This is a genomic window from Alishewanella agri BL06 (assembly GCF_000272005.1).
GTDB classification, from domain to species: Bacteria; Pseudomonadota; Gammaproteobacteria; order Enterobacterales; family Alteromonadaceae; genus Alishewanella; species Alishewanella agri.
The window spans coordinates 387,456-411,024 of record NZ_AKKU01000011.1; the positions used below are offsets into that span (position 1 = coordinate 387,456).

General features: G+C 51.9%; 24 protein-coding genes. 7 read left to right on the forward strand and 17 right to left on the reverse strand.

The window, feature by feature from the left end:
- The first annotated feature begins 12 nt into the window (after positions 1 to 12).
- Positions 13 to 1,881 (forward strand): 1-deoxy-D-xylulose-5-phosphate synthase, encoded by a 1,869-nt coding sequence (gene dxs, locus AGRI_RS06315; protein WP_008984156.1) that lies wholly within the window; start codon positions 13 to 15, stop codon positions 1,879 to 1,881.
- Positions 1,882 to 1,929: 48 nt separating this feature from the next.
- On the opposite strand, the gene AGRI_RS06320 is transcribed toward dxs, so the two are convergent.
- The 10 genes from AGRI_RS06320 to glyA form a co-directional block, all read right to left on the reverse strand.
- Positions 1,930 to 4,938, reverse strand: coding sequence for a two-component regulator propeller domain-containing protein (locus AGRI_RS06320; RefSeq protein ID WP_008984157.1), 3,009 nt, complete (start codon positions 4,936 to 4,938; stop codon positions 1,930 to 1,932).
- Positions 4,939 to 4,965: 27 nt separating this feature from the next.
- Entirely contained in the window at positions 4,966 to 5,442 is a 477-nt protein-coding gene (locus AGRI_RS06325) for a phosphatidylglycerophosphatase A family protein (RefSeq protein ID WP_008984158.1), read from the reverse strand.
- Positions 5,442 to 6,401: a thiamine-phosphate kinase gene (gene thiL / locus AGRI_RS06330; RefSeq protein ID WP_008984159.1), complete on the reverse strand. Its 960-nt coding sequence runs from the start codon at positions 6,399 to 6,401 to the stop codon at positions 5,442 to 5,444. Before thiL ends, AGRI_RS06325 begins: the two co-directional genes overlap by 1 nt.
- A gap of 42 nt (positions 6,402 to 6,443) precedes the next feature.
- A complete protein-coding gene (nusB, locus tag AGRI_RS06335; protein ID WP_008607569.1) occupies positions 6,444 to 6,857 on the reverse strand; it encodes a transcription antitermination factor NusB in 414 nt (137 codons plus the stop codon).
- Between the two features lie 12 nt (positions 6,858 to 6,869).
- Positions 6,870 to 7,334 (reverse strand): 6,7-dimethyl-8-ribityllumazine synthase, encoded by a 465-nt coding sequence (gene ribH / locus AGRI_RS06340; protein WP_008607568.1) that lies wholly within the window; start codon positions 7,332 to 7,334, stop codon positions 6,870 to 6,872.
- 76 nt (positions 7,335 to 7,410) lie between these two features.
- Positions 7,411 to 8,520, reverse strand: a complete 1,110-nt coding sequence (gene ribBA / locus AGRI_RS06345; RefSeq protein WP_008984160.1) for a bifunctional 3,4-dihydroxy-2-butanone-4-phosphate synthase/GTP cyclohydrolase II — start codon at positions 8,518 to 8,520, stop codon at positions 7,411 to 7,413.
- Between the two features lie 11 nt (positions 8,521 to 8,531).
- Positions 8,532 to 9,182, reverse strand: a complete 651-nt coding sequence (locus AGRI_RS06350) for a riboflavin synthase (protein WP_008951478.1) — start codon at positions 9,180 to 9,182, stop codon at positions 8,532 to 8,534.
- Position 9,183: 1 nt separating this feature from the next.
- Positions 9,184 to 10,332, reverse strand: coding sequence for a bifunctional diaminohydroxyphosphoribosylaminopyrimidine deaminase/5-amino-6-(5-phosphoribosylamino)uracil reductase RibD (gene ribD / locus AGRI_RS06355; protein WP_008984161.1), 1,149 nt, complete (start codon positions 10,330 to 10,332; stop codon positions 9,184 to 9,186).
- A gap of 1 nt (position 10,333) precedes the next feature.
- Positions 10,334 to 10,786 carry a transcriptional regulator NrdR gene (nrdR, locus tag AGRI_RS06360; protein WP_008607564.1) on the reverse strand — a complete coding sequence of 151 codons (453 nt, stop codon included), beginning with the start codon at positions 10,784 to 10,786 and terminating at the stop codon, positions 10,334 to 10,336.
- Positions 10,787 to 10,906: 120 nt separating this feature from the next.
- On the reverse strand, positions 10,907 to 12,160 hold the full coding sequence (gene glyA, locus AGRI_RS06365; RefSeq protein ID WP_008984162.1) for a serine hydroxymethyltransferase: 1,254 nt from the start codon (positions 12,158 to 12,160) through the stop codon (positions 10,907 to 10,909).
- Positions 12,161 to 12,392: 232 nt separating this feature from the next.
- Between glyA and dinB the strand changes: the two genes are divergently transcribed.
- Positions 12,393 to 13,526 carry a DNA polymerase IV gene (gene dinB / locus AGRI_RS06370; RefSeq protein ID WP_008984163.1) on the forward strand — a complete coding sequence of 378 codons (1,134 nt, stop codon included), beginning with the start codon at positions 12,393 to 12,395 and terminating at the stop codon, positions 13,524 to 13,526.
- Between the two features lie 105 nt (positions 13,527 to 13,631).
- Here dinB and AGRI_RS06375 read toward each other — a convergent pair whose 3' ends face one another.
- Both AGRI_RS06375 and AGRI_RS06380 read right to left on the reverse strand, forming a co-directional pair.
- A complete protein-coding gene (locus tag AGRI_RS06375; protein ID WP_008984164.1) occupies positions 13,632 to 13,844 on the reverse strand; it encodes a cold-shock protein in 213 nt (70 codons plus the stop codon).
- A 229-nt stretch (positions 13,845 to 14,073) separates the two neighbouring features.
- On the reverse strand, positions 14,074 to 15,408 hold the full coding sequence (locus tag AGRI_RS06380) for a DEAD/DEAH box helicase (protein ID WP_008984165.1): 1,335 nt from the start codon (positions 15,406 to 15,408) through the stop codon (positions 14,074 to 14,076).
- A gap of 104 nt (positions 15,409 to 15,512) precedes the next feature.
- Between AGRI_RS06380 and AGRI_RS06385 the strand changes: the two genes are divergently transcribed.
- Positions 15,513 to 16,052, forward strand: a complete 540-nt coding sequence (locus tag AGRI_RS06385) for a DUF2058 domain-containing protein (RefSeq protein WP_008984166.1) — start codon at positions 15,513 to 15,515, stop codon at positions 16,050 to 16,052.
- A gap of 39 nt (positions 16,053 to 16,091) precedes the next feature.
- Complete coding sequence (locus AGRI_RS06390) at positions 16,092 to 16,949, forward strand: TraB/GumN family protein (RefSeq protein ID WP_008984167.1); 858 nt, start codon at positions 16,092 to 16,094, stop codon at positions 16,947 to 16,949.
- 33 nt (positions 16,950 to 16,982) lie between these two features.
- Here AGRI_RS06390 and AGRI_RS06395 read toward each other — a convergent pair whose 3' ends face one another.
- Positions 16,983 to 17,747: a class I SAM-dependent methyltransferase gene (locus AGRI_RS06395; protein ID WP_008984168.1), complete on the reverse strand. Its 765-nt coding sequence runs from the start codon at positions 17,745 to 17,747 to the stop codon at positions 16,983 to 16,985.
- Between the two features lie 40 nt (positions 17,748 to 17,787).
- Here AGRI_RS06395 and gloB point away from each other — a divergent pair, with 40 nt between their 5' ends.
- From gloB to AGRI_RS06410, 3 genes are read left to right on the forward strand one after another with little or no spacing between them, the layout of a single operon-like run.
- Complete coding sequence (gene gloB, locus AGRI_RS06400) at positions 17,788 to 18,555, forward strand: hydroxyacylglutathione hydrolase (protein WP_008984169.1); 768 nt, start codon at positions 17,788 to 17,790, stop codon at positions 18,553 to 18,555.
- Positions 18,556 to 18,610: 55 nt separating this feature from the next.
- Entirely contained in the window at positions 18,611 to 20,194 is a 1,584-nt protein-coding gene (locus AGRI_RS06405; RefSeq protein WP_008984170.1) for a LysM peptidoglycan-binding domain-containing protein, read from the forward strand.
- A 7-nt stretch (positions 20,195 to 20,201) separates the two neighbouring features.
- A complete protein-coding gene (locus AGRI_RS06410; protein WP_237713033.1) occupies positions 20,202 to 20,693 on the forward strand; it encodes a hypothetical protein in 492 nt (163 codons plus the stop codon).
- Here AGRI_RS06410 and AGRI_RS06415 read toward each other — a convergent pair.
- From AGRI_RS06415 to AGRI_RS06430, 4 genes are all read right to left on the reverse strand, one after another.
- Positions 20,677 to 20,889, reverse strand: a complete 213-nt coding sequence (locus AGRI_RS06415) for a hypothetical protein (protein WP_008984172.1) — start codon at positions 20,887 to 20,889, stop codon at positions 20,677 to 20,679. The genes AGRI_RS06410 and AGRI_RS06415 overlap by 17 nt on opposite strands.
- Before the next feature lies 1 nt (position 20,890).
- Positions 20,891 to 21,736, reverse strand: coding sequence for a GAF domain-containing protein (locus tag AGRI_RS06420; protein WP_008984173.1), 846 nt, complete (start codon positions 21,734 to 21,736; stop codon positions 20,891 to 20,893).
- Positions 21,737 to 21,891: 155 nt separating this feature from the next.
- On the reverse strand, positions 21,892 to 22,533 hold the full coding sequence (gene maiA, locus AGRI_RS06425; RefSeq protein ID WP_008984174.1) for a maleylacetoacetate isomerase: 642 nt from the start codon (positions 22,531 to 22,533) through the stop codon (positions 21,892 to 21,894).
- The gene (locus AGRI_RS06430; protein ID WP_008984175.1) at positions 22,530 to 23,549 is read right to left on the reverse strand and encodes a fumarylacetoacetate hydrolase family protein; all 1,020 of its coding nucleotides are present in this window, start codon (positions 23,547 to 23,549) and stop codon (positions 22,530 to 22,532) included. Before AGRI_RS06430 ends, maiA begins: the two co-directional genes overlap by 4 nt.
- Positions 23,550 to 23,569 lie beyond the last annotated feature (20 nt).

Consider the following 23,569-nt stretch of genomic DNA (forward strand, 5'->3'; position numbering starts at 1 on the left):
GGTAGACAAGCTATGCATATTGATATGACGGATTATCCGCTGTTGGACAAAGCAAACCTGCCGGAGCAACTCAGACAGTTGCCGCAGGAGCAATTACCACAGCTAAGTCAGGAGCTGCGGCAGTTTTTATTAAAAACGGTCAGTCAGAGCAGTGGCCATTTTGCCTCAGGCTTGGGTACAGTCGAGCTGACCGTGGCCTTACATTATGTCTACAATACCCCCTTTGATCGGCTGATCTGGGATGTGGGTCATCAGGCTTACCCGCATAAAATTTTGACCGGCCGCCGCGATCGCATGCATACCATCCGCCAGAAAGATGGCTTACATCCGTTTCCGTACCGCGAAGAAAGTGAATACGATGTGCTGTCAGTCGGCCACTCCAGTACTTCCATTAGCGCTGCCCTCGGCATGGCAATTGCTGCCCGGCAAGCGAAAAGTCAGCGTAAAGTAGTCGCAGTCATTGGTGATGGTGCCATCACTGCCGGCATGGCATTTGAAGCGCTGAATCATGCCGGTGAAGTTAAACCGGACATGCTGGTAATTCTCAACGACAACGAGATGTCCATTTCTGAGAATGTTGGCGCCCTGAATCAGTATTTCGCCCGGATTTTATCCGGCAGTTTTTACACCAGCCTGCGCGAAGGCGGCAAGAAAATTCTGCGTGGTGTGCCGCCATTACACGAGCTGGCTAGTCGCGCCGAAGAACACTTTAAGGGCATGGTCACGCCAGGCACCTTCTTTGAAGAGCTGGGATTTAACTATATCGGCCCCATTGATGGCCATGATGTGCTGGGGCTGGTCGATACTATCCGCAATATGCGGTCATTAAAAGGGCCGCAACTGCTGCATATCGTTACCAAAAAAGGTAAAGGTTATGCTCCGGCTGAAGCCGATCCAATTGGTTATCATGCGGTCTCGAAATTTGACCCGGCGCAACACAAGCAGCCGGAGAAAAAAGCCGGCAAACCCAGCTTTTCGAATATCTTCGGGCAATGGATTTGCGATATGGCAGAGCAGGATGAGCGGCTGCAAGGTATTACGCCGGCAATGCGCGAAGGTTCGGATCTGGTGGCCTTCTCCAAACGTTTTCCAAAGCGCTACTTTGATGTCGCGATAGCCGAACAACATGCCGTCACTCTGGCTGCTGGTCTGGCGATTGAAGGCTTAAAGCCGGTGGTGGCGATCTACTCCAGTTTTTTACAACGCGGCTATGACCAACTCATCCATGATGTGGCCCTGCAAAACTTAGATGTGCTGTTTGCGATTGACCGTGCCGGTATCGTGGGTGCCGACGGTCCAACCCACCAGGGTGCCTTTGATATCAGTTTTATGCGCTGTATTCCGAATCTGGTGGTGATGGTGCCATCCGACGAAAACGAATGCCGCCAGATGCTATATACCGGCTATCAGTATCCGGGGCCTGCTGCTGTGCGCTACCCGCGCGGCAGTGGTACTGGCGTCACAGCTAGCGAGCAAATGGAGCTATTAGCTATCGGCAAAGCCCGGTTAGTGCGTCAGGGTAAGCAACTGGCAATCCTGGCTTTTGGCCCGCTGCTGGCGGCCTGTCAGAGTGTAGCGGAAGCGCTGGATGCTACCCTGGTGGATATGCGTTTTGTCAAACCTCTGGATGCTGCGCTGTTACACCAGCTGATGGCTGAGCATCAGGCCATCCTGACGGTGGAAGACAATACCATTATGGGCGGTGCCGGCTCTGCGGTTAATGAATTTCTGCTGGCACAGCAGTATGCTGGCAAGGTGGTTAACCTTGGCTTACCGGATGAATTTATAAAACAGGGCACCCAACAGGAAATCTATAGTGAACTGGGGCTCGATAGCGCTGGTATTTTGCAACAGGCCTCGGCTTTACTGAGTAAAATCTAACCAGTACACATCAATAAGCTCTTACTCTCAGGCTCCACCCGGGGCCTGCTATTCCTGTTGTAACCAGATTAAGCCTTCAGCCTGCAGCCTTAACACCTGCCGCTCTAGATCAGTGCTCTCTTCAAACTCAAAGGCATCAACCTGCCCGGCAAATTGCAGACTGGCGACCCCTGGTGTGGCATTTTGCAGTAGCTGACTGGCGGACAGACTGGCCAGTTGCAACGACACTTCCCACCCCAATAGCTGCCCGCCCAATAGCGGCAAAGGATAAAGCGCATAACCGCCATAGACTTTTAGGCGCTGCTGACTGTTGCCTTCACTTAATGTTAAAGCCGACAGCTGCTCAGCCAGTTTTTTACCGTAGGCGCCCACCTGAGACAGCGGAATATCCCGGAACACCACGACAAATTGCCAGTTATCCAGTCGTACAACATAATCCGAGCCGCGGGTCTCACGACTCAGTACTGCGCTAAAATGCTGCAACAGGCTATCGGTAATCCCCTTGCCGTGCTGTTGTACCAGCGGTGCCAAAGCTTCGGGTTGCAACACCAATAGCGCGATACTCTTACCCTGGGCTTGCAGTGAGGCCAGATTACGCTGGAAGTGCTCAATGTCTTTCGGCAATTGCTCGTGTAAGAACCGGCTATTGCGTAATCCGGTTTGACTATCGCGATGAGTCAGTTGCTGCAACTCTTCATTAAGCTCGTTTAAACGCTGATTGGAGTTTTCTAACTCCTGTGTCCGCTGTCGCACCAAACGCTCGAGCTGCTCCTGTTTTAACAGCGCATTCTGCCGGTACAGCCAAAACAAACCGTACAAGGAGCTGATAATCAATACCAGCCATAATAAGCGATATAGCAGCGTTTCATCAAAATGGCGCGGGATCACCAGTTGCAGCTGTGCTTGCACCGCTTCCTGCCAGCTCTGATGTCGGTATTTGGCCTGTACCACGAAGTCAAAGCTACCGGGTGGTAAATTGGTATAAACCGCTTCCCGCCGCTCGGCAGCGCTGTACCATTCTTCATCAAAGCCCTGCAGCTGATAGCGAAACTCCAGACTTTCCGGCCGGCTAAACTCCAAAGCCGTATAACTGATGGTCAGATTACGCTCATATTGCTCCAACACTAAGCGACGCTCAGTTGCTGTTAACGGATATAAACGCGGAGTTTGGACCTGTTTTACCCGTAACTGAATATCAGGCAAGGCCGTACCTTGTGGTTGTTCAGGTACTGCTACCACGCCTTTTAAAGTTGGATACCAGAGCTGTTGTTGCCAATAGGCCACTTTAGCCTGACCGGCACCATTACAGCATCGACTGGAGAGTGAGCCCATCTGACGATCAAAAGGCGATAGCACCTCTTCGATACGATACCCCTCTTGTGGCAACTGATTTAGGCTGGCACGTTCGAGGCGGAAGATGCCTTTGTGCGTACTGATCCAGATCCAACCGCTTTGTTGATGGAAGTAAAAACTGACCGCAGGTCCGTGTAACAAGCCATTACCGCTGTGTAGCTGCTGCCAGCTCTGCCCTGGCTGCAAAATAAAAATACCGTCATCCAGGGTACTGACCAGTATCGTTTGATCGGGGAGCAACAGTATCGCCATAATATAGGCATTATAGAGCGCAGTACCCGAGCCGAGCCGGGTTAAACGTTGTTGTTGCCAGCGATACAAACCGCGGCTGGTACCCACCAATAACTGCTGTTCACTCTCATCCAGCGCCGTGATTTGCCGCGATTCCAGCTCCGCGTTTTCACTCCAATACTCCAGCTTGGTTGCGGTTGCGAAATACAAGCCCTTTAAAGCCCCCAGCCAAACGCCACCGGCTCTGGCGCCCTGGATCACTCTGACGGCCTGCCCCTGCAGCTCCGGAAATAAAGGTTGTAAACTACCCTTTTCGAGTGTTAGCTGAAATAAACCTCGCTCTAAGCCAAGCCACAACGTTGTAGGCTCAGGCCAATACATCGCGTGCACCGTTTGTCCTTGCAACTGTTCTGCCGCCAGGATTTGCTGGTAATCACCGTCTTTACTCAGCACGCCTAACTCGGTCTGCGCTGCCAGTAGCAGTTGCCCCTGTGGTGTCAGCGCCAAGCTGCGGATCACCGGATCCGGAGCCGGTTGCAAGCGCCGGATTTGGGTCAGGCCGGCACGATAGATACCATCGCTAAAACTGGTTAACCAAAGTTGCTGATTCTGATCCTGATACAGCGCACTAAACCAGGGATAATTCCCTAACTCCTGCACGGTCACAGTTTGCCAGTCTTGTTGCTGAAACCGGTAAAATAATTTCCGATAGGCCGAAAGCCACATAGCGCCGTTGCTATCCTGTAACACCTGGTATACCGGAACCTTACTGTTATCCGGCAATGCCTCAGCCACTACGCCTGCAGCAGTGAGTCGGTAAAGACCAGGCTCCGCAGCTAACATCACGCCGCCACTAGTCCAACTGACGTCATACACCGGTGTCTGACGCAACTCCGGCGGCAATTCAAATTGCTGCCAGCTACCATCGGCATCACGTTGATAGAGGCTTTCTGCCGCCACCACCCACACCTGCTGCTGATGGCGGGTTAATTGACTGACAACGGTTTTAACCTGCTCAATCCTTTGTACTTGCCCCTGCTGCACCTGAAACAATTGGTCTGCAGCCACCCAGACTTCACCCGGAGCCATTTCGATCAAGGAGGTAACTTCATTAAATAACGGCAAGCGCTCAAAGCTCAGCTCTTGCGGTTGTAGCACCGATAAGCCGGCTTTGGTGCCGACCCAAATCCGCCCGTCACTGTCGGTTAATAACTGTGTGATAGCATTGCTGGCAAGGTGGGGGTGAGTTTCAGTGGTAAAGACTTCAAATTGTTGGCCATCGAAACGATGCAGACCATAGAGGGTTCCGAACCACAGATAGCCTTGCTGATCCTGGGTCACTGCCCGCACCGAGTTACTGGCCAGACCATCAGCACTGGTCCAGTGTTTAATATCGTAGTCAAAGACTGAGGGAGTTGCAGCCTGTAGCGGCAGTAGCCACAACAGCATCAAAATACTGCAGAACAGTCGCATGACTCCCTCCCTAGAATAGATTTACCCTTACAACCAATTGAGCTGCACTAACAGCTGTAAAATCAGCAGCGCCGGCAATGCAGCGAGCAGATCGTCCAGCATAATGCCAACACCACCATGCACCCGCTGATCAAACCAACGGATCGGCCAGGGTTTGACAATATCAAAGAAGCGGAATAATACAAAGCCCACTAACAGACTGCTAACAGAAATTGGCACCATTAACATCGTCAGCATAAAGCCGATAATCTCATCCCAGACAATAGCACCGTGGTCATGCTCACCGGCATCCGCCGCGGCTTTGCCACAAATATAGCAACCCAGAGCGGTGCCAAATAGCAAAAACAGCCCGTACCAAAGCGTACCTAACTGACTGAATAATAAGATCAGCGGCACCGCAGCAAGAGTTCCAAAGGTACCAGGTGCCTTTGGTGCTAAACCACTGCCAAAGCCGAGGGCTAAGAAATGCTGCCATTTAGACAGCTGAAATTTAGTGTTCTGCATCAGAAATGAACAAAGCCGGTATGTTGATAACTAATAGCCTGTTCACCGGCTTTTAATTCCAGTTTGCCACTGGCGCCGGTAATGCGGCCGATACAGGTAACAGGTACGCCATAAGGGCTTAACAGTACATCCAGGGCACCACGGCGGCTCTCCGGCACCGTGAACAGCAACTCATAGTCTTCACCACCGGATAAGGCCAACTGTAAGGCTTCGGCTTGATCGCAACTGTCTTTTAACGCTTGCGACATCGGAATGCGATTGACATCAATAAAGGCGCCAACACCGGAGCGGCGCAAAATATGCGGTAAATCACCGGCCAGACCATCAGAGATATCCATTGCACTACTCGCCAGATTGCGCAGCGCCTGTCCCAAAGCCACACGGGCTGAAGGGTAATGAAACCGTTGCAGCAGGTGGCCCTGATGTTTCTTACTGACCTGATGCTGGCCTTGCACTAACTTTAAACCGAGCGCGGCATCGCCCAAAGTGCCGGTAACATAGATATAATCACCGACCTTGGCTCCGCTGCGGGTAATGGCTTTACCATGCGGCACCAACCCCTTGGCAATCATGGTCAGACTAAGTGGTCCGCGGGTAGTATCACCACCAATCAACTGGCAGTGATAATAGTCGGCAGTTTCATGTAAACCGGCAGCAAATTCCGCCAGCCAGTCTTCGTTAACTTCCGGTAACGTAAGGGCTAGCGACAACCAGGCAGGTTCCGCGCCCATCGCTGCTAAATCACTGACGTTAACCGCCACCAGCTTATGACCGAGGGCTCTGGGATCCACATCGGCAAAGAAATGGGTGCCACACACCATAGTATCGGTGGTGATCACCAGATCATAGCCATCCCGCACCTGCAGTACAGCACCGTCGTCACCGATCCCCAGTTGGGTATCAGCGCGTTTTGCTCCGGCCTGACTAAAGTACCGGGCAATTAAATCAAATTCACCCATACAGATTAAAAAGCCGACTTACGTCGGCCTCCATAAAGCAGGTTATGCTGGTCGTAATACCCGGACGGCTTTGTCCAGGATACCATTGACGAATTTGTGGCTGTCATCCGCGGCGAAGGCCTTGGCCAATTCAATTGCCTCATTAATGACAACTTTATAGGGCACATCCAGCCGGTACTTCAGCTCATAAGCCGATACCCGTAACACGGCTTTCTCGACCAGATCGATATCTTCAAACGGCCGTTCCAGAAAGGGTTTAATGGCTTCATCAAGCTTACTGTGATGTAACACCACGCCACGCAGAATATCCTGGAAGTAAGGCACATCCAGATGTTTGACATTGTTTTCCAGCAACAGTTGCTGTTCAATATCGGCAATCGGATTCTGGCTGACTTGCCAGCTGTAGATACCTTGTACCGCTAACGAGCGGGACTGACGACGCACATTTGGTTTCATGCCGGTTTCCTGTTACAGCTGCTCAAGCACATTAATCATTTCCAGTGCCGACATCGCTGCTTCACCGCCTTTATTGCCTGCCTTGGTACCGGCACGCTCGATCGCCTGCTCGATACTGTCGACCGTCAGCACGCCAAATGCAACCGGCAGGTCAAACTGCATCGCGACCTGAGCGATACCTTTGACACATTCGCCGGACACATATTCAAAGTGCGGCGTGCCACCGCGGATCACCGCGCCCAGCGCAACGATAGCGTCATATTTTTTGCTGGCAGCAACCCGCTGCACCGCTAATGGCAGTTCGAAGGCACCGGGAATGCGTACCACGGTAATATCTTCAGCGGCGATATTGCCGACACGCTGTAAAGTATCTACGGCGCCGCTAAGCAAACTTTCGACGATAAAACTGTTAAAGCGCGCGACCACGATCGCGATCTTTTTACCTGTTGCAGCATAGCCTGCTTCAATCACCTGCATTGCCAGTCCTTACTTGTTAACTGCCACTAAAATCAGCCGCGCATAATAGCATAGTTTGCGACGTTCTGGCAGAGGCTTATTCAGAAACGTAATCCACCACTTCCAGGCCAAAACCCGACAGCGCATGATACTTTTTCGGTTGGCTTAACAGCCGCATTTTCCGCACACCAAGGCTGGCCAGAATTTGCGAGCCAACGCCAACATTACGGGAGGTACCTTTCCAGGGCGCAGAGCGGGGCTTTTCACCTTTATCTTCGGCCTGGAAATTCTGCACCATTTGCACCAGCTCGTCAGTCGACTCGTGCTTACCCAGTAGCACCAGCACCCCGCCCTCGTCAGCAATACGCTGCATGGCAGTGTGCAATGGGAAACTCAGATTAGCGCCACGGTTGCTCAGTAATAAATCACTGAAGGTATTGTGTAAATGTACCCGCACCAAGGTTGGTTGTTCTGGCTGGATTTCCCCTTTCACCAGCGCAAAATGCAGCTGATTATCGATAGTATCTTTAAAGGTCACCAGTTCAAACTCGCCCATCTCCGTTGGCAGCTGGCAGGTGGCCACCTTTTCGATGGTGGTTTCATTCAGGTTCCGGTATTCAATCAGATCGGCGATGGTACCAATCTTAATATCATGCTGCTTGGCAAAAACTTCCAGATCCGGGCGCCGCGCCATGGTACCGTCATCATTCAGGATCTCGACAATCACAGCGGCCGGTTCCAGGCCAGCCAGGCGCGCCAGATCACAGCCGGCTTCAGTATGACCGGCCCGCACCAGCACACCGCCGTCCTGCGCCATTAACGGAAAAATATGGCCGGGCTGCACGATATCTGCCGGACTGGCATCACGTGCGACCGCCGCTTTCACAGTGCGGGCGCGATCGGCTGCCGAAATACCGGTGGTAACGCCCTCAGCGGCTTCAATCGATACGGTAAAATTGGTCGAGAACGGTGATTTGTTGGCATCAACCATTAACGCCAGATTAAGCTGCTTGCAGCGCTTTTTGGTCAGTGTTAAACAAATCAGACCGCGGCCATATTTGGCCATAAAGTTAATGGCTTCCGGCGTGACATATTCGGCCGCCATCACCAGATCGCCTTCATTCTCACGATCTTCATCATCCATCAGGATCACCATCTTGCCCTGACGGATATCTTCAATAATTTCAGCGGGGGTATTCAGTTGCATAACTAACCTTCTTATAAAAAGCCGCGCTGCGCCAGCAACGCCAAATCAACACCGCCCTTAGGCGCCGCAACCGGTGTGGTTAACAGCCGCTGGATATAGCGGGCTAACAGATCCACCTCTATATGTACCCGACTGCCTTTTTGCAAGGTCAGTAAGGTAGTTTGTGCTGCCGTATGCGGCACTATGGTTAAGCGAAATCGGTCAGTCAGTACTTCATTTACGGTCAGACTAATGCCATCGATAGTCACCGAGCCCTTGTGGGCAATAAAGGGCGCCAGTTCTGCCGGCAGCGCAAACCACAGTTGCCAGGCACGGGCGCTTTGTTCCATGGCCAGCAAAGACGTCACCCCATCGACATGACCACTCACCAGATGCCCACCGAGACGCCCGGTTGCCAGCAGTGCCTTCTCCAGATTCAGCAACTGCCCGACCTTATATTCACCAAAGCGGGTCAGGGCTAAGGTTTCAGCTGACAAGTCGGCACTAAAAGACTGGCTACCCAGCGCAGTGACCGTCAGACAGACGCCATTCGTCGCGATACTATCGCCCAATTTGACGTCGCTAAAATCCAGACTACTGCTCTGGATGGTGACACTGAGATCGCCGCCCTTGGGGCTAAGCCGGCTCAGGGTGCCAGTGGCTTCAATAATACCGGTAAACATCTTATTCCTCGCTCAGGCGGGCGCGCAGGCGCAGGTCCGGCCCCAGACTAATGACCTCATTAAACGCCAGTTTTGGCGTCTGCGCCAGTTGCTGAAAATCACCCAGTACCGCCAATGGCCGGCCTTGCTCGCCCAGCAGCAGCGGGGCCTGATACAGCAGTAATTCATCGACTAAGCCAGCTTTTAGCAAACTGCCCGCTAATATCGCGCCGGCTTCGGTCCACAGACTATTAATCTGTCGCGCTGCGAGTCGTGTTAGTAGCTGAACCAGGTCCAACTGACCGTCAGCGCTTAACGCCAGCGGCAGTTGTTCCACTGTGACCTTTGTCACAGCTAACTTACGCGGCGCAGCGTCAGCGGCAAAACACAGCAGCACAGGACCACCCTCATTAAACAGTGGTTCGCTGCCGGTTAACCGCTGCTGCCGGTCCAGAATCACCCGCAGTGGCTGGCGTAAACTGCCATCGGCAAGCGGCCGGATCAAGGCAGCCGGCTCTGCGCCAGCATCGCTACTTTGCCGTACCGTTAAACGCGCCGCATCGGCGAGTACGGTACTGGCAGTGGATAAAATCGCGCTAACCTGCGCCCGCCATAACTGCACGTCAGCGCGCGCGACGTCACTGGTGAGCCATTGACTCTGGCCATTCGCCAGGGCGGTACGCCCATCCAGACTGGCCGCCAGTTTCAGATACAGATAAGGCCGCTGCCGCTCCATCCGGCTCAAGAAGCCCGGATTAAGCGCTCTGGCTTCCTCAGTTAATAAACCGTGCGCAACGCTAATGCCAGCTTGTTGCAGTATGGCAACGCCCTTACCTGCGACCAGCGGATTCGGATCCAGCATTGCAATCACCACCCTGGCGACACCGGCTTTTACCAGGGCTTCCGCACAAGGTGGCGTGCGACCATAGTGGGCACATGGCTCCAGCGTCACGTAACAGGTCGCCCCCCGGGCGGCGCTGCCGGCTTGTTGTAAGGCAAAGACTTCAGCATGCGGGCCGCCGGCTTGCTGATGAAAGCCTTCGCCGAGCACCTGGCCATCCTTAACCACCAGCGCTCCCACATTGGGGTTGGGATCAGTAGTAAAACGGCCCTGTGCTGCCAGCGCCAGCGCGCGGCGCATAAAAGCATGATCGGCCTGACTAAAACTCACCTTATTGCTCTCCGAGGCGGGCAATTTCTTCACCAAACTCGCGGATATCTTTAAAGGAGCGGTACACCGAGGCAAAGCGCACATAAGCAACTTTATCGACTTTCACCAGCTCATCCATTATCAGATTCCCCAGCAAATTACTGGCGACTTCCCGCTCACCGGTAGCCCGGAGCTGGGATTTAATTTTATTAATCAGCTGCTCAATTTGTTCGGTCGCCACCGGCCGCTTTTCCAGCGAGCGTAATAAACCGCTGCGTAACTTATCTTCATTAAAGGGTTCGCGGGAGCCGTCACGTTTAATAATTCGTGGCATCACCAACTCTGCCGCTTCAAAGGTAGTAAAGCGTTCGTGGCAAGCCAGGCACTCGCGACGACGGCGCACCTGATGACCATCGGCGACCAGACGCGAGTCAATGACCTTGGTATCATCGGCATTACAAAAGGGACAATACATACTGACCTTTTACCCCCTAGCTAACTGTTCAGGACAAGGCGCTAACAGCCTGTTTAGCCGGCGCTTTGCATAAAAGAATGGCCGCATTAGCGGCCATCACAGCATAGCACGAGTTATGCCTTAGGCATAAACCGGGAAGCGGCCACAGACTTCAGCCACCTGAGCCCGTACCTTGGCAATTACCGCCTCGTCACCACGGCTATCCAGCACATCACAAATCAGGTTAGCAACTAAACGTGCTTCGGCTTCTTTAAAACCACGACGGGTAATAGCCGGGGTACCGATGCGCAGACCGCTGGTAACAAATGGCGAACGCGGGTCGTTCGGTACTGAGTTCTTGTTTACCGTAATATGCGCCAGCCCTAACCAGGCATCGGCATCTTTACCGGTGATATCTTTATCAATCAGATCCATCAGGAACAGATGGTTCTCGGTACCACCGGATACAATCTTATAGCCACGGCTGATCATCTCAGTACACATGGCTTTAGCGTTCACCAGCACCTGCTGCTGATAAACTTTAAATTCCGGCTGCAGCGCTTCTTTAAAGGCTACCGCTTTCGCCGCGATCACATGCATTAACGGGCCACCCTGTCCGCCCGGGAACACCGCTGAATTCAGTTTCTTCTCAATGGCTTCATTCTTCCGGGCCAGGATCAGACCGCCACGAGGGCCGGCCAGGGTTTTATGGGTGGTGGTGGTCACCACATCGGCGATAGGTACCGGGTTGGGATACAGACCCGCCGCCACCAGACCGGCAACGTGCGCCATATCCACCATCAGGTTGGCACCGACTTTATCCGCAATCTCACGGAAGCGCTGCCAGTCAACAATACCTGAGTATGCCGAGAAGCCGGCAATAATCAGCTTCGGCTTGTGCTCTAACGCCAGGGCTTCAGCCTGATCATAATCAATCACACCCGTTTCAGGATGCAGACCGTACTGTACTGCATGATACAGCTTACCAGAGGAACTAACTGTGGCACCGTGGGTCAGGTGACCGCCATGGGCCAGACTCATGCCAAGAATGGTATCGCCGGCATTTAATAAGGCCAGGAATACCGCTGAGTTCGCCTGTGAACCTGAATGCGGTTGTACGTTGGCGTAGTCGGCACCAAATAATTCTTTCGCGCGGGCAATGGCTAAATCTTCCGCGATATCCACATATTCACAGCCGCCGTAGTAACGTTTGTGCGGATAACCTTCAGCATATTTATTGGTTAATTGTGAACCTTGCGCCTGCAACACCCGGGGGCTGGCATAGTTTTCTGACGCGATCAGCTCAATGTGAGCCTCCTGCCGCTCAGTTTCCTGAACCATGGATTGCCATAATTCCGGATCAAAATCCGCAATATTCATATCACGCTTTAACATGCTTTCTCCTGGGCGCGGCTATCACGCTTAACGTTAACGACAGTTTGAAAAACTGGCGGCTATTCTACCCTGAAATAAAAATTGTTGCACCGAAAAAACAGCCGTCCAGACTTCTGCAAAACAAAATATGCCACCCGCGCTGTTTTTACCGTGCTAAAAATGTGCAGCAAAGTTGCCAAAGCCGCGACCATCGGCTAAATTACTGGTTATTCATACAGCACACTAAGCAGTAATGACTTCGACGCGGAAAATTATTCATCTGGATATGGACTGCTTCTTCGCCGCCGTGGAGATGCGCGATAATCCGCGGCTGCGTGATATTCCGCTTGCCATCGGCAGTGACGGTAAACGGGGTGTTGTCGCCACCTGTAATTATCCGGCGCGGGCCTTTGGTGTGCGCTCCGCGATGTCCAGTCATGAGGCATTAAAGCGTTGCCCGCAGCTGACTTTTGTCCGCGGCAATATGGATAAATATCAGGCAGTCAGTAAGCAGATCCGCCAGATTTTTTTGCGCTACACGCCGTTAGTCGAACCCTTATCCCTGGATGAAGCCTATCTTGATGTCAGTGCCAGCCCACATTTTGCCGGCAGCGCGACACTGATTGCCGAAGATATCCGCCGTAGCGTGTTCGCGGAAACCGGTCTGACCGTCTCCGCCGGGGTGGCACCAAATAAATTTCTGGCAAAAATTGCCAGTGATGAAAATAAGCCGGATGGGCTTTTTGTGTTAACGCCGGCTAAGGTAGCCGACTTTGTCGCCGCGCTGCCGCTACGCAAAATTCCCGGCGTCGGCCCTAAGGCAGCGGAGAAGCTGGCCAGGCTGGGACTACAATTTTGCCGCGATATTGTACCGCCGGGTGGTGAAGTGCCGCTGCCGTTACTAAGCGCTCTACTCAAAGAGTTTGGCAGTCAAACCGCCAGTTTGTTAGAGCGCTGTCAGGGTATCGATCTGCGCGAGGTGCAACCGAGCCGGGAGCGCAAATCGGTCGCGGTGGAGCGGACACTGGCCAGCGATTTACACCAACTAACTGACGCCCAGCAGATGCTGCAACAGTTATTGCCGGATTTACAACGCCGGCTCGAGCAAAGCGGCAAGGCGCATTTACTGGCTAAAATCGGCGTGAAATTAAAGTTTAGTGATTTTCGGCTGACCACAGTCGAGACGCAAAGCCAGCATCTGGACCCGGTATTACTAAACGAGCTGTTAACACAGGCCTGGCAAAGACGCGCGGATCAGGGTATTCGCCTGTTGGGATTGCAATTGGGCTTTAAAACACAGTGCGAAGAGCAGTTGAGCCTGCCATTTGAGGTGGCGCTAACCCATCCTAATGAATTTAATTATAGTGCGGCCTGTCTGCCTGGTTAAGCCAGCGGGTTTGAATCAAGGCAGCAGTGCCAACTAAGCCGGCAATAAAGTCGGCAGCAATAAAAAGCCGGCGCTAGGCCGGCTCTTTTAAAAAAACGAGACTAATTAACCGGTAACAGTGACGTTTTCAGCCTGTGGGCCTTTTTGACCTTCAGTAACTTCGAAAGTTACTTTCTGGCCTTCAACCAGCGTTTTACGACCAGTGCCGTTGATGGCGCGGAAGTGTACAAACACGTCTTTGCCGCCTTCACGGGCGATAAAACCAAAACCTTTTTCCTCGTTGAACCACTTCACTGTACCAGAAATTAACTGTGACATAACATTCTCTTACTTAAACAAAAGTTTGCCGGAGCTCCGGCGTCTTAAATATTACCGGCCAGGTAATCGAGCTGATAGATATTCAACCTCATTATCAGTGGCGCTGATGCTGTGGTCAACATAAATACCGGAGCGAACAGAACTTTCGTTGCTGTACAGGCCGTACCGGCGACATGGCAAGTTTTGCTATGTCACTTTTTGAGTGTAGCAGCAGATGTTGAAAAAATAATCACTCTGGCTGAATTTTTTTCCGCCGCACCGGTGCACTGCCATCGTCGCCGCCCTGAAAGAAACGTTTGGCCGTTGCAGTTGGGCTGGTTTCAGGTTTTGCCACTACCCGTGTTGCCTTGCCAGCACCTGGCTTGGCAGCCTTAGTTTGTGCGGCTTTCTTCGGCGCCATCTTAACTACCGGCTGGCCATTAAAGCGCGCTGTAAGCCCCTCCAGGGTACTGAATTCTGCCGGCCGTCGTAAGAAGGCTTCGATTTTCTGTAGCGCTGGCCAATCCTTTGGACCAACCAGCGAGATTGCGGTACCCTTGGCACCGGCCCGGCCGGTACGGCCGATGCGGTGTACATATTCTTCCGGATGTTTCGGCAGGTCAAAATTGATGACATGTGATACTTGCAACAGGTCCAGACCACGGGAGGCCAAATCAGTCGTTACCAACACCTGATACTTGCCGCTGGCGAAATCCTGCATCACTTTATTACGCTGTGCCTGATTCAGCCGCGCACTTAAACCAATAGCGGGCAAACCGGCTTGCTGACAAAACTCGGCCAGCCGGCCAGCGTCATCGCGGGTTGCGGTAAAAATAATCAGCTGCTTCAGGCTTTCCTGCTGTAACAACTTCGCTAGCAGCGCTTCTTTGTGCGTTAAATGATCGGCAAAATAGAAGCGCTGGCTGATATCACTGTGCAGCTCGTGCCCGCTATTTACACTAACCCGAAACGGATTTTTTAACAGCGCCAGTGATAACGCATCTAAGTCGGTATGCTCCAGCGTGGCGGAAAACAACAAGGTCTGCCGTAAGCGATGATCGGCGGCTTTATTAATGATGGTCAGTTGCGGTAAGAAACCCAGATCCAGCATCCGATCCGCTTCATCCAGGATCAGCATTTCCAGGCCCTGTAAAAATACCGACTTATGCTCGAGGTGATCAACAAAACGGCCGGGCGTGGCCACAATAATATCAGGCTGGCGTTTCAGCAGCTTTTCCTGATCATTAAAATTCTCGCCCCCCACCAGCAGCACGGCAGTCACCGGGGTATTAGCCACGAATAGTCGTAACTGGGCATAGACTTGTTTAGCCAGCTCACGGGTCGGCGTTAAGATCAGCGCCCGCGCATCCTGTTTCGATAATGCCCGGCTTTTTAACAACCGCTGCATCATCGGCAGCAAATAGGCCAGCGTTTTACCCGAGCCGGTTTTTGACGATACCAGCAGATCGCGCCCTACCATCACTGCGGGTATGGCTTCCTGTTGGATCTCGGTAGGCCGGGCAAAGCCTAAATGTTGAACAGACCGCAGCAAACGCGGGTCCAGCCCCATATCCTGAAATTGCAAAATATCTGTCTCCAAAAATCTGGTGCCCAGTATACCCTAATTGTCTGCAACCGCCCATCGCGCTAGTATAGCGTCACCTTACGCACTACTGTGATGAATTAACGATGAGTAATGCTCTGAAAGAACAACTGTTAAAAGCTGGCCTGGCTGATGCCAAGAAACTAAAAACCGTAAAAAAACAGCAGCATCAACAACGGGTGCAGGCGCCGAAAAATCAAAAAGTGGTTAATGAAGCTAGTATTCTCGCCGAGCAACGTCGCCAGGAACAGGTCGCCCGGGATCAGGAGCTAAACCGGCAAAAGCAGGCTGAACTGCAGAAAAAAGCCATTGCCGCCCAGGTGAAACAGCTGATTGAAAGCAATCAGATTAAGATGAGTGGTGAAGTGGCCTTTAATTTTACTGATGGCAAGTTGGTGAAACGGCTATACGTTAATGATAAGTTGCATAGTGAATTAACCCGTGGTTTACTAGCCATTGCCCGGCTGGGCGAGCAATATGCACTGGTTCCGGCGCAAATCGCCGAAAAAATCCAGCAGCGTCAACCCGACAGCATTATTTTGCTGAATAGCCGGCAACAGCACGAGCAGGCAGCCGAGGATGATCCCTATGCTGCTTATCAGATCCCGGATGACTTGATGTGGTAGAGCCGGGTACGGTTTACCGCTAATTAAAGGAGCAACACTATGCGGTCAATAATTCATTTAAGTTTTATCTTGCTGTTCTTCGTCAGCCAGGCGCTGTCTGCAGCTTCGGTGTGGCAAGTTAGTAAGGGTGATAAAACCTTCTATTTGGCCGGCACCGTGCACCTGTTAAGTGAAAGCGACTATCCTCTGCCGAAAGCTTATGACACAGCCTTTAACGCCAGCAACAGTCTGCTGTTTGAAACGGATTTGGGAGCCATGACGCAACAACAAGGGATGATGCAATTGATGTCACGGAATACCTATGCCCCCGGTCAAAGCCTGCAACAGGTACTGTCGGCTGAGGTGCTGGCGAAATTGCAAGCGGAAGCTGAAAAACGGCAATGGCCACTGAATTCATTATTGCAGTTTAAGCCGGCTTTTGCGGCGATGACAATGTCGGTATTGGAATTACAACGCCTTGGCGCTGCAGGTACCGGGGTCGATATGCACTATTGGCAATTGGGCCAGCAACAAAATAAAACGCTTGGCGGTTTAGAAAGCCTGGACGAACATCTGGCGGTGCTGGATGCGATGAACCAGTTAGATGCTGATGAAGTTATCAGCTCTGCCTTAAGAGATATCGATAAGATTGCCGCAATGTTAGATGACATGATCGCGGCCTGGCGCAGCGGCGATGTTGCCGCTCTGGACAAGCTATTTTTAACCGAAATGCAGCAATATCCGGAAATGGAAGCCATTCTGTTGACCAAACGTAATCATGCCTGGATGCAAACCCTCACCACGCTGGAACAAAATAATGTGATGGTATTGGTTGGCGCCCTGCACTTGCCGGGCAAAGATGGTTTACTAAAGCTGCTTGCTGACCAGGGATATAGCCTGACGCAATTAACTGAGTAATACCTGGTCCAACCTTCTGCACTACCACGTTCGCTATTGCTGGCGTGGTAGTGCTTGCTCTGACAGCGGTAATGTTTCCCGGGCACGGATCCCCTGCTGCGCCGCAGTAAAATTGCTTTGTACCCGCCACTTCGGGCGGATTGGCGTCAGCGGTAATTCTCTTTTGCGTGCCACTAATAAGTAACTGGAGGCAAACAGAGACAGGAAACGCTCATTAAACTTCTGCCAGCTATTCTGCCGAAACTCTTGTGCCAGCATGGCGCTGCAAAAAAATCGCTGTTCAGCCATTACTTCAAAACCGATCAGGTGTAGCCAATCTTTGATCCTGGCAGCACTAAAAAAGTGTCCTTGCCAGGGCAATTGCTGCTGATACGCAGGTAAACAGCGCCATAACCCTAACCAGCTATGTGGGTTAAAGCCACTGAGCAACAAATAGCCGTCAGCGACCAGCACCCGGTGTGCTTCACGGATCACATGATGCGGATCATTCTGAAACTCCAGGCAGTGGCTGAGCAATACCGCATCGACACTACTACAAGCGATCGGCAACGCATCCGGCTCTGCCACAACATCAGGGGTAATACTGGCAGAGCCCAGCCGTAACTGATAACGCACCCGGCATTCCGGCGTGCTAAGTTGGCAGCTGAGATCCCCAACTTTTAACAAATAATAGCCAAAGATTTGCTGCCACCAGGGTGCCAATTGCTGCTCTAATGCTGCGGCCAAGGCCGGTCCCTGCCGGAAACTTTGCCAGTGCTTCGGCGCGTGCAGCTGATTTTCACGTAATGCCGGTTTCATGTTAAGGTGCAGCCTTCTTTGCGATGCATGGAGCCTTCAAATGCCAGAACTGATCCCGCTACCTGCCTTTAATGATAATTATATCTGGGTTCTGACCGAGCAACACAACCCCTACTGTCTGGTTGTCGATCCGGGTGATGCTGAAGCCGTGATCCCGTTTCTGCAGCAACAACAAAAAATACCTGCGGCGATCCTCATTACTCATCATCATGCCGATCATACCGGCGGTATCCGGCAATTAAAACAACACTACCCAGCTTGCCGGATTATCGGCCCCGCTGCAGAAGAATCCAGAATTCAAGGACTTGAACAGCTAGTGTCCGGCGGAGACCTGCTAAGTGTACCTGAGCTAAACTGGCAGTGCCAGGTGTTCGACCTTCCCGGCCATACCGCAGGTCATATTGGTTTTTATTCAGCGCCCGTTCTGTTTTGTGGTGATACTCTGTTTAGCGTTGGGTGTGGCCGCTTATTTGAGGGGACCGCAGAGCAGCTGTATCAGTCTTTGCAATCCCTGGCGGCACTGCCGGACGATACGCTAATCTGCTGTACTCACGAATATACCCTCGCCAACATTGCGTTTGCGCTTAGCGTTGAACCAGAAAATGTCGATTTGCAGTTGTACCTTAACTTATGCCAACAAAAACGACACTTATCTGAACCAACGCTGCCAGCGTTAATGGCTACCGAGAAAAAACTAAATCCGTTTTTACGCTGCGAAAACAGTAAGCTACAACGGAAATTTAATCAAAACTCGGCTTTGGCTTTGTTTACTTACTTAAGACGAGCCAAAGATCAGTTTAAATCCTGACTTGCAATGTCTGGTCAGACAGGTAATATCGTCTTTTTACATTTGGAACCATGTTATGACTGTAAGAATCTCTGCCGTTGTATTGCTGGCACTGCTTACTGGCTGTGTCAGCACGACAGGGTCTGACTCTGATAACACGGCTGTTACTGCAGTGCAGCCCGCAGTAAAACCCAAAGCAGCTGACTTTCATCGTAATACCGCCTCTGCCGAACAAATTGCGGAACGACTGTGGACAGCAGGCCTAAGTGAAGAGCAACTGCTGGAAGCCACCGAATTAGAAGATTTGTGGCAACGGATCCAGACGCAACTCACCTTTAAAGTGCCACAAACCCGCCCCATCGTTGAACAACGTAATTTTTATGCCGATAATCAGGGTTATCTGGATCGGGTAGCCGGCCGGGCACAACCTTTCTTATTTTTTATCGTTGAAGAGTTAGAAAAACGGCAAATGCCGCTTGAGCTGGCATTGCTGCCAATTGTGGAAAGCGCTTTTGATCCCTATGCCTTTTCACCAGCGCGGGCCGCAGGCATGTGGCAATTTATGCCGGCGACCGGTAAACGTTTTGGGCTACAGCAAAATAGTTGGTACGACGGCCGCCTGGATGTAATCCAATCAACCCGCGCAGCCCTGGATTACCTGCAGTACCTGTATAACACGCTGGAACACGATTGGCTTAATGCGATTGCCGCCTACAACGCTGGTGAAGGCCGGATTATGCGCGCCATTCAGGCCAATAAGAAACGCCGCTTGCCCACCGATTTCTGGTCATTAGATCTACCCAGTGAAACAACGGTTTATATCCCTCGTTTACTGGCACTGGTTGATATCTTACAGCGGCCGGAAGAATTTGATATTGTCTGGAAGTTTATTGCCAATGAACCAAAAATTGCGGTAGTTGACGTCGGTAATCAGGTTGATCTGAGTGTCGCCGCAGATTTGGCCGGGATCAGTGTCGCCGATCTGCAAGCACTCAATCCGGGATTTAGCCAGTGGGCAACGGCTCCTGGCGGTCCGCATCAACTGGTATTGCCATTGGACAAGGCAGAACACTTCTCAGCGCAATTGGCGCAACTACCTGCAGATAAACTGATGCAATGGCAACCCTATCAGGTCAAAAGCGGCGATACACTAGGTGCTATAGCCAAGCGCTATCAAATCAGTGTTGCTGAGCTGCAACGCCTGAATAAATTAAGCGGCAACACCATCCGGATTGGCCAGAGCTTACTGATCCCCAGAGCGGGCGACGCCAGCCAGCAACTGGTACAGCGTCCGGCAGCGGTGTCCCCGGCAACAGCTACAGAAATTGTACATTTAGTACAACGTGGTGACACCTTGTGGGACCTTAGCCGTAAATTTGATGTTACGGTCGCGCAACTGCGAAGCTGGAACAAACTCAGCGCCAGTGCCAGCCTGCGGGAAGGTCAAAAATTATCCATTTTCAGCACTGCGGCATCAGAACTGGCGGCTCAAACCAGAACGCTGAACTATCGGGTTCGTCCCGGGGATTCTCTGGCCAAGATTGCACAAAGATTCAGTGTAACAGTGGCGGATATCGTAAAATGGAATAACATTAATACAGAGCGTTATTTACAACCAGGCCAACAGTTAAAATTGCTGGTTGATGCCAGCGCGGTATAACGGCACCATGATGAAAAATTGCATAGCAGCTAACTTTTTGGTTTTACTGCTGTTAACGAGCACTAAAGTCTTCGCCGACTTTAGTGTCGAGGGAAAACTTGCGCTGCAATTTGCCGATGGGCAACAGCAGCAGCAAGCTTTTCCCATGCAGTTAATCCGTGAACAAGGCAGTTATATTTTTAGTGTTGGCAGTCAACAGACCCGGCTCAACGCGCCATTACAGAAATATTCATTGGCGCTGATCTTACAAAACGATCAGGATGTTTGGGTGACGGATTTTGCTAATCAGCCGCTAAACGGCTTTACATTAGAGATTGCCGGCTATCAGATCACGCTGCGCCGCGACCCTCAAGCCCGCGCTGCACGCGGACGTTATGTGGTGCAACTTAACGATGAGATTTTCTATTTTAGCCGTGGTCCGGGCCAGATAAATTTCGTTTTTAATGAACAAGGCATTGCTGAAGTGCAGGTTAAAAGTATGTTTAAGCCTCGTCGTTAGCCTCGCGCTGTGGCTGTAACGGCGGCCACAACCCAGATAACAGACACAGCGCCGGCGCAATCAGCATTAACCAGAAATAAGGTAAAGGGATGGCATGCCACCAGGCATGTACCGCAGCAGTTAACTGAAACAAGATACCGAAAATACCGGCATAACATAACGCCCTGTTAGCCCACCGTCTGGGAAAGTGCCACATCTTAATCCTCCCGCTGCCAACGCTGCTGCTGCCGCTTTAAATTCGCCAACACCCGGGCAAATACACTTAGCAGCAACCGCTCCTGCTCAGTGTAGTAATGATAGTGTCTTACCGAGTCAAAGCCAACAAAGCCGAGCACACCATCAGCATCACGAATGGGTAAGGTTAATAAACTTTTTATACCTTGTGGCTGCAAAATTAATTTTAGTGCATCACGGTCGGGCAAGGAGGGAACATCTGGAATGTACATTTCTCGGCCATGTTGATGGGTACTCACCCACTGCGGAATAGCTGCCAAAGGCACCTGCTGTAATGACTGTATTTCCGGCATGATGCCCGGTGCGCACCATTCGTGAGTATTGGAACAGGTTTGCAATACAAAGTCATAATCGAAAATGTAAACCCGATCGGCTGCTACTGCTTGTCCTAACTCTTGCAACGTTTGCTGCAACAGTGGCGCCAGCATTTCTGCTGTGACGCCAACAAAGCGCTGGGTTAATTCCAGTAATACCGCCGTTAAGCGATCGGCACCGCGAAGAGGCACTTGTTGGCGTGAAATCGCGACGTCTGGCAACTGATGCATAGTGACTAGCTGATAGCCGGGCTCAGGCGCATGACTATTCACCTGGTAGTAAAAGCCCGTATTCGCAGAGAAATACAGTGCGCGCAGTGTAAACTGCACGGCCTGACTTTGCTGCAACTGTTGCTCCGTCAAGCCTGTAACAATCTTAAATACGGCATTAGCATCGACGAATTGACTCGGCTCCGTCTGTTGCATTGCGGTCTGAAACAACGCCGTTGCAAAAGGTGCTTGCCGCCACCACTGAAAATAGTCTGCTGCCGTCATCCTGTCCTCGCCACTCCCTGCCTCAGATCGTTATACCACAGCCCTGATCACCGTAACATCGGGGCACGTCAGCTTAACGGATCCACTGTCAGTATTCAATCAGCAGCCCTGACTGTCGCCAGTTGAAAAACAACCAGCGCCAGAGCTGCATAATCTTACAGTTGGGCATCCGGTTGTTGTTCGGGCGCGGCTAAGGCAAAAGCCGCTAACTGCAAACAGTTATGGTTTATTTGACGGATTAGCGGGTAGGATTTGAGATCGACATTAAAACGCAGCGCGTTATAAACCTGAGGCACCAGACACAGATCCGCCAAACTGACTTCGTCAGCATAACAATACTGACCAGCCGTATGCTGCAGCTTCTGCTCCAGCGCATTAAAGCCCAGTGTCAGCCAATGTTGGATCCAGCGCAGCTTTTGCGCTTCATCCAACGCCAGCTCACCCGTCAGATACTGCAGCACCCGCAGATTATTTAACGGATGCAGATCACAGGCGATATCCAGCGCCAGTGCCCGCACTTTAGCGCGGGCGAACGGCTCTTGCGGCAACAGGCGCGGCTCGGGATAGGTTTCATCCAGATACTCGATAATCGCCAGTGACTGACTCAGGCTACCTTGCTCATCGACCAGGGTGGGTACCAGTTCAGCCGGATTCAGCGCCTGATAGGCGCTGCTATGCTGCTGACCACCGTCTTTGAGCAGATGCACCGGAATGGTTTCAAAGCTCAGCTGCTTCAGATTCAGGGCGATCCGCACCCGATAAGCGGCAGAAGATCGCCAGTAGCTGTAGAGTTTCATTGTCTCTGATACTCCACCACTTGCTGGTCAATGGCACCAAAAATACTCTGGCCCTGCTCATCCAGCATTTCCAAGCGGATGCTATCGCCAAAGCGCATAAAGTTGGTACTGGGTTTGCCATCACGAATGGTTTCAATCATCCGGATTTCGGCGATACAGCTATAACCGACGCCACCCTCTTCAATCGAGGTACCATAGGCAGTACCTTGCTTATTCGATACCGTACCCGAGCCAATAATAGCACCGGCGCCCAGATTGCGGGTTTTCGCCGCATGTGCGACCAACTCGCCAAAGTGGAAGGTCATATCAAGGCCGGCATTAGGTTTACCAAAAGCAATGCCGTTGTAATGCGACAGCAGTGGCAGATGCAAGCGACCGTCCTGCCAATATTTACCCAATTCATCCGGCGTCACGGCCACCGGGCTAAAACTGGATGCCGGCTTGGATTGGAAAAAACCAAAGCCCTTGGCCAGTTCATTTGGGATCAAACCGCGCAGCGATACGTCGTTGACCAGCATCAGTAACCGGATCCGGCTTAATGCCTGTTCGGCACTGATGCCCATAGGGACATCATCCGTCACCACGGCCACTTCACCTTCAAAGTCGATGCCGTGCTGCTCACTGACGGCAGCAATAGGATCGCGTGGGCCAATAAAATCATCTGAGCCGCCTTGATACATCAAGGGATCGGTCCAGAAGGTTTCCGGCATCTCAGCGTTACGCGCCTTGCGCACCAGCTCGACGTGGTTAACATAGGCACTGCCGTCTGCCCACTGATAAGCACGCGGCAGTGGCGACTCACAGTCGGCCTGCACAAAAGCTTGCTCACCCGGTACTGTGCCGGCATTTAATGCCTGATAAATTTCAGCCGCCTTCGGCGCCAGGCTGGACCAATGATCCAATAATTGTTGCATGGTCACAGCGATATGCGGAATAGCAATACAGCGGCTCAGATCACGACTTACTACCACTAGCTGCCCATCACGGGTCTGATTTTTTAACGTTGCTAACTTCATCTTAATTCCTTAACTGAGCG